Consider the following 13,173-nt stretch of genomic DNA (forward strand, 5'->3'; position numbering starts at 1 on the left):
TCCCCTCGCCCCCGGAGAAACACCATGCGTGTAGTCGTCGCACTGGGCGGCAACGCCCTGCTCCGCCGCAAGGAGCGGCCCGACGCCGCCGTGCAGCTCGCCAACGTGCGCGCCGCCGTGTCCGCCCCCGCCGCCAGGACCGCCCCCAGGACCTGCTGGAGACCGGGGCCGCGTACGCCATGGACGCGGGCGGGTTCCGCGCCGCGCGGCACCGGTTCTTCGGCCGGACCCTGCCCGTCCGCACCGACCCCGCCCGCGTGCTGGAGATCGACGACCCGCACGACCTGGCCCGCGCCCGAGCCCTGGCCCCCCTGCTCGACACCCCTCTCCCCGACCCCCTTCTCCCCGACTCCCCTCTCCCTGACCCGCTCTGACCGGCCCCCACCCCCCCAGGCGGCCACCCCCGCACCCCCCCAAGCACCCCCAGCCCCCCGTACCGACCGAAGGACACTCGACATGAACGCCCGCCTCCGGAACCTCGGCCCGCACATCGCCGGCCCCGGCCGGCCCGTCTACGTCGTCGGCGAGATCGGCATCAACCACAACGGCGACCTGGACAAGGCCGTCGCCCTCATCGATGCCGCCGCCGACGCCGGCTGCGACGCGGTGAAGTTCCAGAAGCGCACCCCCGAGATCTGCACCCCGCGCGACCAGTGGGACGTCGAGCGCGACACCCCCTGGGGCCGGATGCGGTACATCGACTACCGCCACCGGGTCGAGTTCGGCGAGGACGAGTACCGCGCCATCGACGACCACTGCCGCGAGCGGGGTATCGCCTGGTTCGCCTCGCCGTGGGACGTCGAGTCCGTGGCCTTCCTGGAGAAGTTCGACGTACCGGCCCACAAGGTCGCCTCCGCCTCGCTCACCGACGACGAGCTGCTGATCGCGTTGCGCGCCACCGGCCGTACGGTGATCCTCTCCACCGGCATGTCCACCCCGCGCCAGATCCGGCACGCAGTGGAGGTGCTCGGCAGCGACAACATCCTGCTCTGCCACGCCACTTCGACGTACCCGGCGAAGGCCGAGGAGCTCAACCTGCGCGTGATCAACACGCTCCAGGAGGAGTACCCCAACGTGCCGATCGGCTACAGCGGCCACGAGACCGGTCTGCAGACCACGCTGGCGGCGGTGGCGCTCGGCGCGACCTTCGTGGAGCGCCACATCACGCTCGACCGCGCGATGTGGGGTTCGGACCAGGCCGCGTCCGTGGAGCCCGGCGGGCTGGCGCGGCTCGTCCGCGACATCCGCACGATCGAGACGGCGCTCGGGGACGGGGTCAAGCGGGTGTACGAATCCGAGCTCGGCCCGATGAAGAAGCTCCGCCGCGTCCAGGCCGCCCCGGCCCCCGCGGAACTCGCCACGGCCTGACCCGGCCACCCGCTGCGCGGGGCCGATTCCCCTACCCGCCCCTTCCCGAACCGGGGCTCCGCCCCGGACCCCCCGCCCCTGTTCGGGGCCGTGCCGGCCGTGTCGGACCTGCGGGTCCGCCGTGGCTGGTCGCGCAGTTCCCCGCGCCCCTGGTTGATCCAGCCCCGCCGGCGTTTGAGGCGCGGGGGTCCGGGGGCGGAGCCCCCGGTTACGGGAAGGGGCGGGGTGGGGAAAAGGCCCCGCGCAGCGGCCCCGCTCCGCTCGCCCCCGAACAGGAGTTACACCGTGCATCCTCCTGCTTCCACCTCCACCCCCACCACCCTCGCCTTCGTGGAAAGCCCGGTCCAGCTCCTGAACGTCCTGGAGTGGTCCCACGCCGACCACACGGCGACGGCCACGGCAACGGCCACACCCCCCGTACTGGACGCCCTCCCGGGCCAACCGCCCCGCCGCCAGCTCGCCGCGGCCGGCGACGGCCGAGCCACCGCGGCCGGCCGCCCAAGGCCCAGCCCCGTCCGCATCGTCGTCCTACCCCCCACCGACCCCATGTCCCGCGGCCAGCTCCGCCGCGTCGCAGCCCTCGCCCGCGACGAGGGCCACCAGGTCCAGTGGCAGGAGGCCCGAGGCAGCAGCCTCGCCCCGCTGAGGGCCCTGGCTGCGCTCGCGGGCGACGTGCGACGCGCCGACCGGATCGTCGTCGGCGACCCCTTCTCTCGGTTCGTGCAGCTCCTGCTGGTCCCGGTCCGGGCCGAGGAGATCGTCGTGGTGGACGACGGGACGGCCACCATGGAGTTCGTCGCCCAGCTCGGCCGCGGCGAGCGGCTGCGCCGCTGGCACCGCACCGGCGGCGGCGCCGCGGCACGGGTGCGCGAGCTGGCGTACGCGCCGGTCTCCGGCACCGCCCGGCGCCGGCTGCGCCACGCGGAGCTGTTCACGTCGATGCCGGTCGAGCCGCTCGCGGGGATGCGGCTGCGGCTCAACGACTTCGGCTGGACCCGGTCCCGGTTCGGCCCGCCCCGGCTGACCCGGGGCACGGACCTGGTCGGCACCTCGCTGGTGGAGACCGGCGTGGTGGAGCCCGCCCGCTACCTGGACGCCGTACGCGCGCTGGCCCGCGAGCACGGGGCCACCCGCTACTTCGCCCACCGCCGCGAGTCCGCCCAGAAGCTGCGCGCGCTGAGCGAGGCCACCGGGCTGGAGATCGTCCGGCCGGACCTGCCGCTGGAGCTGATCGCCCGGCGCGGGCCCGTGGGGCGTACGGTCGTCAGCTTTCCGTCCACGGTCGTCCACACTCTGCCGTACGCGCTCTGCGGCACCGGTGTGACGGTCGCCGTCGTCGACGTGGACCCGGCCTGGCTCACCGGGAGCGCCTCGCCGCGGGCCCGGAGCTTCCTCGCCGGGGTCACCGAGACCGCCCGTGATGTGCGCAGACTTCCCGCCGCGACCGCTCGGGCGGCCGGATGAGCGGCGGAGTTTACCCCCGGGGACGGTAGGGCATGCGCCCGGAGGACGGTTTTTTCTCCCCGAACGGGTAGAACTTTTGCTGATCTCCAGCCAGTTGACCTAGTGGTGCGCCTACCCTTCAACAGGTGAACCAGTTGATGTCCCGCGAGTCCCAGACCGCCCTGCCCGGAAAGCCCGCTCAGCCCGAGCTGCCCGGCAAGCTCCCGGAGAACCTGCGTTCTGAACTGATCGCGTTCCGCCGGGACTTGCACATGCATCCCGAGCTCGGCCACCAGGAGTTCCGTACCACCGCCGCGATCAAGGCGAGGCTGGAGAAAGCCGGCCTGCGCCCACGGGTGCTGAAGTCCGGGACCGGCCTGATCTGTGACGTGGGCGTATGGGACGGGGTACGGCCCATGCTGGCCCTGCGCGCGGACATCGACGCCCTGCCGATCCCCGATGCCAAGACCCATGTGGCCTACCGTTCCACCTTCCCGGACCGGGCGCACGCCTGCGGCCACGACGTGCACACCACCGTGGTACTGGGGGCCGGACTGGTGCTGGCCCAGCTGGACCGGCAGGGGCTGCTGCCCCGGCCCGTACGGCTGCTCTTCCAGCCCGCCGAGGAGGTGCTGCCCGGCGGGGCCACCGAGGCCATCGACTCCGGCGTACTGGACGGCGTGGGCCAGATCATCGCCGTGCACTGCGACCCGCGCGTGGACGCCGGCCGGGTCGGGCTGCGGCCCGGGCCGATCACCTCGGCCTGCGACCGGCTGGAGGTCACCCTCTCCGGCGCGGGCGGCCACACCGCCCGCCCGCACCTGACCACCGACCTGGTGACGGCGGCGGCCCGGGTCGCCGTGGACGTCCCGGCGCTGCTGGCCCGGCGGATGGACGCCCGGTCGGGGATGTCGGTCACCTGGGGCCGGATCGAGGCCGGGCACGCCTGCAACGTGATCCCGATGCACGCGGAGCTGTCCGGCACCGTGCGCTGCCTGGATCTGAACGCCTGGCACGAGGCGCCGGACCAGGTGTACGCGGCGATCGACGAGATCGCGACCATGCACGGGGCCAAGTTCGAGATCAACCACGTCCGCGGGGTGCCGCCGGTCGTGAACGACCCCGTCGTCACCGAGCTGCTGCGCGAGGCGATGACCGCGCGGCGCGGCCCGGAGTCGGTCGAGGACACCGAGCAGAGCCTCGGCGGGGAGGACTTCTCCTGGTACCTGGAGCACGTACCGGGCGCGATGGCCCGCCTGGGCGTCCGTACCCCGGGGGACACCACCAAGCGCGACCTGCACCGCGGGGACTTCGACGTGGACGAGTCCGCGATCACGGTCGGGGTGGAGTTCTTCACCGCGGCGGCCCTCCTCGACGGCCGCCGCGCCCGCCCGGTCCGGTAGGCCCGGGGCCCCAGGGGGGCGGAATCGGTCATTCCGGATGAAGTTCTGTACAACATCGGCGGGTCTGCCGTCGGAGGCGTCCGGCCCTTGATACACAAGGGTCGGGCGCATGGCCAGTTACCAATCGGTCACTGTCCGGTTCGCGACGATCCGATAACGACTCATGAACGGGCCTTTAACTGACATCTACGCGCGTTACGATCGCCGCAAAACCAGCGCCGGTCAGTGGCGCTTCGGTCAGGTTTTGAAGGAGCCTCCCCTTGCGCCGGATCACCAGGATCGCAACCGTGGGCATCGCGTCCGCGGCGCTCGCCCTCTCCGCCACCGCGTGTGGCGACAAGTCGTCCGACTCCGGGTCCTCGGACTCGACGGAGAAGTCCGCTGCCATCGCCTACGACATCGGCGGCCGCGGCGACCAGTCCTTCAACGACGCCGCGTACGCGGGTCTGGAGAAGGCCGAGAAGGACCTGAAGATCAAGGGCGCGGAGGCCGAGCCCACCGAGGGCGAGAGCGAGGCCGACAAGGTCCAGCGCCTCACCGAGCTCGCGCGCAAGGGCAACAACCCGGTCATCGGCGTCGGCTTCGCCTACGCCCCGGCCATCGAGAAGGTCGCGAAGAAGTTCCCGAAGACCACCTTCGGCCTCATCGACGACAACTCGAAGACCGGCCCGAACATCGCCAACCTCGTCTTCAACGAGGAGCAGGGCTCCTACCTGGCCGGCGTCGCCGCCGCCAAGGCCTCCAAGACCGGCACGGTCGGCTTCATCGGCGGTGTCGAGGTTCCGCTGATCAAGAAGTTCCAGGCGGGCTTCGAGCAGGGCGTCAAGGACACCAACCCGAACGCCAAGGTGCTGTCGACCTACCTGACCCAGCCGCCGGACTTCTCCGGTTTCGCCAAGCCCGACCTGGGCAAGGCCGCTGCCAAGGGCCAGCTGTCGCAGGGCGCTGACGTGATCTACGCCGCCGCGGGCCTGGCCGGCTCCGGCGCCATCGAGGCCGCCGCCACCGAGGGCAAGTGGGCCATCGGCGTCGACTCCGACCAGTACAACCAGGCTGGTCTGTCCAAGTACAAGGACAAGATCCTGACCTCGGTCACCAAGGACGTCTCCGGCGCGGTCTACAACCTGATCAAGTCGGTCCAGGACGGCAAGGCGCAGGCCGGTGAGGTCCGCTACGGCCTGGACGCGAACGGTGTCGGCCTCGCGGACTCCAACCCGCAGTACAAGAGCATGGCCGAGGTCCTCGCGGCCGTCGAGAAGGCCAAGGCCGACATCATCGCCAAGAAGATCACGGTGAAGACCGCCCCGTAAGGGACGTCACCGACAGTCGAACGGCCGGGGGTCCGGGTGGCGGCTCTGCCGCCCCCGGGCCCCGCGCCGCGTTCGACTGCGACCGTCCGGCCCAGGTAGAACGGCACCGGACGGCCACAACTTTTCATTTTCGACAGTGCTACGCGCGTAGAGGTCTCGTGGACGCGATACCTTCTCCCCCGCCCTGTCCCCCTTGCCTCCCGCTCCTTCGCGCCAAGGAGAGTGCGTCATCACCGCGTCCAGCCCCCCCGCCGTTGAACTGCACGGCATCACCAAGCGTTTCCCCGGCGTCGTCGCCAACAAGGACATCGCCATCACCGTCCGCAAGGGCACGGTCCACGCCCTCATCGGTGAGAACGGTGCCGGCAAGTCGACCCTGATGAAGATCCTCTACGGCATGCAGAAGCCGGACGAGGGCACCATCGCCATCGACGGGGAGCAGGTCTCCTTCAGCAACCCCGGCGAGGCCATCGCCCGGGGCATCGGCATGGTGCACCAGCACTTCATGCTCGCCGACAACCTCACCGTCCTGGAGAACATCGTTCTCGGCGGCGAGAAGCTGTACGGCATCGGTGCCAAGGCCCGTAAGAAGATCATGGAGATCTCGGACGCGTACGGCCTCGGCGTACGCCCCGACGCCCTGGTCGAGGACCTCGGTGTCGCCGACCGCCAGCGCGTGGAGATCCTCAAGGTCCTCTACCGCGGCGCCAAGACCCTCATCCTCGACGAGCCGACCGCCGTGCTCGTGCCGCAGGAGGTGGACGCACTCTTCGACAACCTGCGCGAGCTGAAGGCCGAAGGCCTGACCGTCATCTTCATCTCGCACAAGCTGGGCGAGGTGCTGAAGGTCGCCGACGACATCACCGTCATCCGCCGCGGCACCACGGTCGGCACCGCCGACCCGAGGACGGCCACGACCAAGCAGCTCGCGGAGCTGATGGTCGGCGCCGAGCTGCCGTCGCCGGAGACCCGCGAGTCCACGGTGACCACGACCCCGATGCTCCAGGTCAAGGGCCTGACCATGGCGGAGGCGGCGGGCGTGACCGCGCCGCTGCCGGTCGCCCCGCCGGAGGGCGCGACCGACGACACGTACGTGCACGAGAGCGTGCCCGTCGGCCGCCTGCTGCTCGACAACGTCAGCTTCACGATCCACAAGGGCGAGGTCCTCGGCATCGCCGGTGTCGAGGGCAACGGCCAGACCGAGCTGATCGAGGCGCTCATGGGCATGAGCACCCCGCACGCGGGCGTCATCACGCTCGACGGCACGGATATCACCAAGACCCCGGTGCGCAAGCGCCGCGAGGGCGGCATCGGGTACATCCCCGAGGACCGCCACCGCCACGGCCTGCTGCTGGAGTCCCCGCTCTGGGAGAACCGCATCCTCGGCCACGTCACCGAGGCGCCGAACTCCAAGAAGGGCATCCTCGACCCGAAGGCCGCCCGCAAGGACACCGAGCGGATCGTGCGCGAGTACGACGTCCGCACGCCCGGCATCGACGTGACCGCGGCCTCGCTCTCCGGCGGCAACCAGCAGAAGCTGATCGTCGGCCGCGAGATGAGCCACAACCCGAAGTTCCTGATCGCCGCCCACCCCACCCGCGGTGTGGACGTCGGTGCGCAGGCGCAGATCTGGGACGCCATCCGCGAGGCCCGCCGCGAGGGCCTGGCCGTGCTGCTGATCTCCGCCGACCTGGACGAGCTGATCGGCCTGTCCGACACCCTGCGGGTCATCTACCGCGGCCGCCTGGTCGCCGACGCCGACCCGGCCACGATCACTCCGGAGGAGCTCGGCACGGCCATGACGGGCGCCGCCTCCGGGCACCTGGAAGCAACCGACAACGACTCCGCCGGCGCCGACGGCGACGCGACGGAGGACGAGGCCCGATGAAGAAATTCGACAAGGACAGGGTGCTCCTGGCCGTCGCCGGCCCGGCGCTCGCCCTGGTCAGCGCCTTCGTACTGACCGTGATCGTGCTGGCCGCCTCGGGCGTGGACCCGATCGACCCGCTGCGCGTCATGATCGAGCAGGCCGGCTACGAGGACATCCAGATCCTCATCGTCAACACGGCGGGCTTCTACTACCTGGCAGCCCTGGCTGTGGCCATCGGCTTCCGGATGAACCTCTTCAACATCGGCGTGGACGGCCAGTACCGCCTCGCGGCGATGGTCTCCGCCGTGGTCGGCGCGGCGGTCACGCTGCCCGGTCCGCTGCACATCCTGCTGATCGTCCTCGTCGCGATGGGCGTGGGCGCCTTCTGGGCCGGCATCGCGGGCATCCTCAAGGCCCGGCGCGGGGTGAGCGAGGTCGTCTCCACGATCATGCTCAACGCCATCGCGACCGCCGTGATCGCCTGGCTGATCCTGCCGAAGAACCTCGGCTTCCAGCCGGAGGGCTCCAACGACCTGACCACGGGCGACATCCCCGAGTCCGGCTGGTTCCCGGCCGTCACCACTGCCGGCGGCGACATCTACGGCTTCACCTTCATCGCCTTCGCCCTCGGCATCGGCTACTGGTTCGCCCTCAACCGCACCCGCTTCGGCTTCGACCTGCGCGCCACCGGCGCCAGCGAGTCCGCCGCGCAGGCCTCCGGTGTGGACGCCAAGAAGATGATCATGACGTCGATGCTCATCTCGGGCGCCGTCGCAGGCCTCGTCGGCATGCCGCTGCTGCTGGGCGAGTCCCACACCTACAACCTGTCGTTCCCGGCGGGCATCGGCTTCACCGGCATCACCATCGCGCTGCTCGGCCGCAACAACCCGATCGGCATCTTCTTCGCCGCGTTCCTGATCGCGTTCATCGACAAGGCGTCCAGCGGCCTCGACACCGCCGGCTACGCCAAGGAGATCGGCACGATCATGAAGGGCCTGATCGTGGTCGCCGTCGTCATCAGCTACGAGCTCGTCCGCCGCTACGGCATCCGCCGCCAGCAGCAGAAGGTCGGCGAGGAGCTGGCCGCCGGCCACGCCATCAAGACCGAGAAGGAGGTCGCGGCGTGAGCACCAGCACCGTTTCCGCGAAGAAGCCCGCGCCCCAGACGGGCGGCGGCCGCCGCAAGCTCACCCTGCCCTGGATCCTGCTGATCATCGCGGCCGGCCTGGCCCTGATCTCGCTGGTCCGGGTCATCTCCGGCGCCGACGACATCACCTCCGTCGGCACGGTCTCCGGGGCCCTCCAGCTCGCCGTGCCCATCGGCCTCGCCGGTCTCGGCGGCCTGTGGGCGGAGCGGGCCGGCGTGGTCAACATCGGCCTCGAAGGCATGATGATCCTCGGCACCTGGTTCGGTGCCTGGGCGGGCTACCAGTGGGGTCCGTGGACCGGCGTCCTCGTCGGCATCATCGGCGGCGCCCTCGGCGGCCTGCTGCACGCGATCATCACCGTGACGTTCAACGTCAACCACATCGTCTCCGGTGTGGCGGTCAACATCCTGGCCCTCGGCTTCACCCAGTACCTGTCGAACTTCACCTTCGACAAGGCGCCCGGCGGCTCCTCCAAGCAGTCCCCGCGCATCGAGCCGATCACGCAGATCACCATTCCGGGCCTCTCGGACGGGCTGAAAGACCTCCAGGCCAAGGGCTGGTTCCTGATCTCGGACCTCGCCGGCGTGGTCGGCGGCCTGGTCACCGAGCTCTCGCTGCTGACCGTCGTCGCGCTGCTCCTCGTACCGGGCACCTGGTGGGTGCTGTGGCGCACGGCCTTCGGCCTGCGGCTGCGCTCCTGCGGTGAGAACCCCGTCGCCGCCGAGTCCCTCGGCGTCAACGTCTACAAGTACAAGTACATCGCCGTGGTCGTCTCCGGCGGCCTGGCGGGCCTGGGCGGCGCGTTCCTCGCGATCGTGTCCACCGGCATCTACCAGGAGGGCCAGACCGGCGGCCGCGGCTACATCGGCCTCGCCGCGATGATCTTCGGTAACTGGATGCCGGGCGGCATGGCGCTGGGCGCGGGCCTGTTCGGCTTCACCGACAGCCTCAAGCTGCGCGGCGGCTCCGAGAACGTCCACGCGATGCTGCTGCTCCTGGCGATCCTGCTGGTGCTGGCCGCGGCCTGGCAGCTGTACAAGAAGAAGCACTTCCAGGCCGCCATCGCCGGGTTCGTCGCGGTGGGCGTCTTCGTCTGGTACGCGCTGACCGACTCGGTGCCCAGCCAGTTCGTCGACGCCGCCCCGTACGTCACCACCCTGCTGGTGCTCGCGCTCTCGGCGCAGCGGCTGCGGATGCCCAAGGCGGACGGCATGCCGTACCGCAAGGGCGAGGGCAAGTGACGACGATGCCCGCTCCGGCTCCGGTACCGGCACCGGCCATCGGCTGGGAGGCCCTGCGGGAGGCCGCCCGGGACGCCATGTCCCGGGCGTACGCCCCTTACTCGGGCTTCCCGGTCGGGGTGGCCGCGCTGGTGGACGACGGCCGGGTGGTGACCGGCTGCAACGTCGAGAACGCCAGCTACGGCCTCGGCCTGTGCGCCGAGTGCGGCCTGGTCTCCCAGCTGCAGAACACCGGCGGCGGCCGGCTGACCCACTTCACCTGTGTGGACGGCAAGGGCGGGCTGCTCGTGCCGTGCGGACGCTGCCGGCAGCTGCTCTTCGAGTTCGGCGGCCCCGACCTCCAGGTGGACACACCCGAGGGCGTCCTGCCGCTCTCGGCGATGCTGCCGCAGGCCTTCGGGCCCGATCATCTGAGATAGCCGTGCCGACGGCCCTTCGCCCCCTGCCGGGCGGAGGGCCGTCGCACTTGGCTCGACCGCTTCTCCTCGACACCCCTCTCTATGCGCGTAGAGCTCATGGAAGCCTGTAGAAGGAAGTAAGGAAGTTCCCCATGGACGTCATCTCCGTCATCCGCACCAAGCGTGACCGCGGTGAGCTGAGCCCCGAGCAGATCGACTGGGTCATCGACGCGTACACCCGCGGCGTGGTCGCCGACGAGCAGATGTCCGCGCTCGCCATGGCCATCCTGCTCAACGGCATGAACCGCGCCGAGATCGCCCGCTGGACCGCCGCGATGATCGCCAGCGGCGAGCGGATGGACTTCTCCTCCCTCTCCCGCCCGACCGCCGACAAGCACTCCACCGGCGGCGTCGGCGACAAGATCACCCTGCCGCTCGCCCCGCTGGTCGCCGCCTGCGGCGCCGCCGTACCGCAGCTGTCCGGCCGCGGCCTCGGCCACACCGGCGGCACCCTGGACAAGCTGGAGTCCATCCCCGGCTGGCGCGCGCTGCTCTCCAACGAGGAGATGCTGCACGTCCTCGACACCACCGGCGCGGTCATCTGCGCGGCGGGCGACGGCCTGGCCCCGGCCGACAAGAAGCTCTACGCGCTGCGCGACGTGACCGGCACCGTCGAGGCCATCCCGCTGATCGCCTCCTCGATCATGTCCAAGAAGATCGCCGAGGGCACCGGCTCCCTGGTCCTGGACGTGAAGGTCGGCTCCGGCGCCTTCATGAAGACCATCGAGGACGCGCGCGAGCTGGCGCGCACGATGGTGGGCCTCGGCACGGACAGCGGCGTCAAGACGGTCGCCCTGCTGACCGACATGTCCACCCCGCTCGGCCTGACCGCCGGCAACGCCCTGGAGGTCCGCGAGTCGGTCGAGGTCCTGGCGGGCGGCGGCCCGGCGGACGTGGTCGACCTGACGATCGCGCTGGCCCGGGAGATGCTGGACGCCGCGGGCATCAAGGACGCCGACCCGGCCAAGGCCCTCGCGGACGGCTCCGCGATGGACGTGTGGCGCCGGATGATCGCGGCCCAGGGCGGCGACCCGGACGCGACCCTCCCGGTCGCCCGCGAACAGCACGTGATCACTTCTCCTTCGTCGGGCGTCCTGACCCGCCTCGACGCGTACGGCGTGGGCGTCGGCGCCTGGCGCCTGGGCGCGGGCCGCGCGCGCAAGGAGGACCCGGTGCAGGCGGGCGCGGGCATCGAGCTGCACGCGAAGCCGGGCGACACGGTCACGGCGGGCCAGCCCCTGATGACCCTGCACACGGACACCCCGGAGAAGTTCGACTACGCGCTGAAGGCCCTGGAGGGCTCGTACGACATCGCCCCGGCGGGCACGGAGTTCACCCCGAACCCGATCGTCCTGGACCGCATCGCCTGACCTGGCCTTACTGGCCTCACTGGCACGGCTGAACGGGACCGGCGGACCCCTGCCGGTCCCGTTCAGCATGCCGGGAGAGCCTTGTCCGCTGGGACACGTCCGTCTTCCCCCTGCCCGGGAAGTGATCGCCGAGCGTCGATGAATCCCGGGCGCGGGCGGGGTCACCAGACCGTGGACGAATCGACGGTGACCTTCCCGCTCCCCGGCCCCGCCATTACCCCGGCCCAGGTGCCGGTCCTGTGCCGGCGCCTCGAAACCCTCTACGCGTCCGGGCCCCCGCCGAGGGTGGTGTGCGACGCCACCGCCGTCACCGCCCCGGACCTCACGGCGGTGAACACCCTGGCCCGCCTGACCCTGCTCTCCCGCCACCGAGGCGCAACCTTCACCATCCACGGAGCAGGCCCCGCCCTGCGGGCGCTGCTCACCTTGACGGGCCTGAGCGGGCTGCTGCCGGAGGGCTAGCTCGGCGCTCGGCTCTTCCAGTCCTCCGAGTTCCTGCCGCAGAGCGTGACACGCCTCGTATTACGGCAGCCGCTCAGGGAGGTCGAAGAGGGGGAACCAGCGGGGGGTGTCCAGGAAGGCGTTGAGGGCGGCGATGCGGCCGTCTCGGAGTTCCAGGACCTGGAGGGCCCAGGGGGTGTGGCCGCCGGTGGGGTCGGGGCGGTACTGGGCGAAGGCCGGGTGGCCGTTGGCCGTGGTGGGGATCAGGCGGGAGTTCTTGCAGCCGATGCCCTGGACCAGGTGCCAGGCCGCGATGTCCGGCTTGCCCTGGAGCCAGAGGTCGAACGGCGGCATCGAGAGCGTTGCGTCCTCGTGCAGGAGGGACGTGAGGGAGATGATGTCGTAGCTCTCGAAGGCCGCCATGTAGCGGGACAGGAGGTCGGCCTGTTCGGCGTTCAGGGGGTCCAGGGGGTCCGTGTCGCGCGGGGGGTTGGCCGAGAGGGTGGCCCGGGCGCGCTGCAGGGCGCTGTTCACCGAGGCGACCGTGGTGTCCAGGAGGGTCGCCACCTCGTCCGCCTTCCAGGCCAGGACCTCGCGGAGGATCAGGACCGCCCGCTGCTTCGGCGGGAGGTGCTGGAGTGCTGCTACGAAGGCCAGGCGGATGCCCTCCTTGGCCAGGGTGGCCTCCGCCGGGTCGGCCGGGGAGGGAGGGAGGACGCGGGCGTCCGGGACCGGCTCCAGCCAGGTGATCTCCGGGCGGGTGTTCAGGACCGCGGTCGGCTGTGAGCCCACTGAGGTGAGGTCCATCGGGCGGGCCCGCTTGTTGCCCGCGGACAAGGCGTCCAGGCAGACGTTCGTGGCGATGCGGTACAGCCAGGAGCGCAGGGACGAGCGGCCCTCGAACTTCGCGTACGAGCGCCACGCGCGGACGTACGTGTCCTGGACCGCGTCCTCCGCGTCGAAGGACGAGCCGAGCATGCGGTAGCAGTAGCCGGTCAGTTCCACCCTGTAGGTGCTCAGGGCTTCGTCCAGATCCGGAGTCGTGGTCGTCGCGCCGTTCGTCATACCCGTGAACGTACTCCGGCCCACCGACAGTGGCAGCCCGGACCGGGTACCCGATC

11 protein-coding genes and 1 pseudogene are annotated in these 13,173 nt (G+C 71.0%); 11 read left to right on the forward strand and 1 reads right to left on the reverse strand.

Features of this window, described 5'->3' with window-relative positions; genetic code table 11:
• The 11 genes and pseudogenes from GPJ59_RS38880 to GPJ59_RS10695 all read left to right on the forward strand — a co-directional run.
• Positions 1-347: pseudogene (locus tag GPJ59_RS38880) on the forward strand (hypothetical protein); the annotation flags it as partial.
• 109 nt (positions 348-456) lie between these two features.
• On the forward strand, positions 457-1,368 hold the full coding sequence (locus GPJ59_RS10650; protein WP_219666365.1) for an N-acetylneuraminate synthase family protein: 912 nt from the start codon (positions 457-459) through the stop codon (positions 1,366-1,368).
• 285 nt (positions 1,369-1,653) lie between these two features.
• Positions 1,654-2,832 (forward strand): hypothetical protein, encoded by a 1,179-nt coding sequence (locus GPJ59_RS10655; RefSeq protein ID WP_219666367.1) that lies wholly within the window; start codon positions 1,654-1,656, stop codon positions 2,830-2,832.
• Between the two features lie 137 nt (positions 2,833-2,969).
• Complete coding sequence (locus GPJ59_RS10660; protein WP_219666413.1) at positions 2,970-4,214, forward strand: amidohydrolase; 1,245 nt, start codon at positions 2,970-2,972, stop codon at positions 4,212-4,214.
• Positions 4,215-4,474: 260 nt separating this feature from the next.
• A complete protein-coding gene (locus GPJ59_RS10665; protein WP_219666369.1) occupies positions 4,475-5,524 on the forward strand; it encodes a BMP family lipoprotein in 1,050 nt (349 codons plus the stop codon).
• A 193-nt stretch (positions 5,525-5,717) separates the two neighbouring features.
• On the forward strand, positions 5,718-7,412 hold the full coding sequence (locus GPJ59_RS10670; protein WP_219666371.1) for an ABC transporter ATP-binding protein: 1,695 nt from the start codon (positions 5,718-5,720) through the stop codon (positions 7,410-7,412).
• Entirely contained in the window at positions 7,409-8,521 is a 1,113-nt protein-coding gene (locus tag GPJ59_RS10675; RefSeq protein WP_219666373.1) for an ABC transporter permease, read from the forward strand. Before GPJ59_RS10670 ends, GPJ59_RS10675 begins: the two co-directional genes overlap by 4 nt.
• Complete coding sequence (locus GPJ59_RS10680; RefSeq protein WP_219666376.1) at positions 8,518-9,783, forward strand: ABC transporter permease; 1,266 nt, start codon at positions 8,518-8,520, stop codon at positions 9,781-9,783. The genes GPJ59_RS10675 and GPJ59_RS10680 overlap by 4 nt, the downstream gene beginning before the upstream one ends.
• 5 nt (positions 9,784-9,788) lie before the next feature.
• A complete protein-coding gene (locus tag GPJ59_RS10685) occupies positions 9,789-10,202 on the forward strand; it encodes a cytidine deaminase (RefSeq protein ID WP_219666415.1) in 414 nt (137 codons plus the stop codon).
• 131 nt (positions 10,203-10,333) lie between these two features.
• Positions 10,334-11,611: a thymidine phosphorylase gene (locus GPJ59_RS10690; RefSeq protein WP_219666383.1), complete on the forward strand. Its 1,278-nt coding sequence runs from the start codon at positions 10,334-10,336 to the stop codon at positions 11,609-11,611.
• Between the two features lie 171 nt (positions 11,612-11,782).
• Entirely contained in the window at positions 11,783-12,073 is a 291-nt protein-coding gene (locus GPJ59_RS10695; protein ID WP_308120234.1) for an STAS domain-containing protein, read from the forward strand.
• Between the two features lie 60 nt (positions 12,074-12,133).
• Here GPJ59_RS10695 and GPJ59_RS10700 read toward each other — a convergent pair whose 3' ends face one another.
• Positions 12,134-13,117 (reverse strand): sigma-70 family RNA polymerase sigma factor, encoded by a 984-nt coding sequence (locus GPJ59_RS10700; RefSeq protein WP_219666393.1) that lies wholly within the window; start codon positions 13,115-13,117, stop codon positions 12,134-12,136.
• Positions 13,118-13,173: the final 56 nt, after the last annotated feature.

Source organism: Streptomyces bambusae, from assembly GCF_019400985.1.
GTDB classification, from domain to species: Bacteria; Actinomycetota; Actinomycetes; order Streptomycetales; family Streptomycetaceae; genus Streptomyces; species Streptomyces bambusae_A.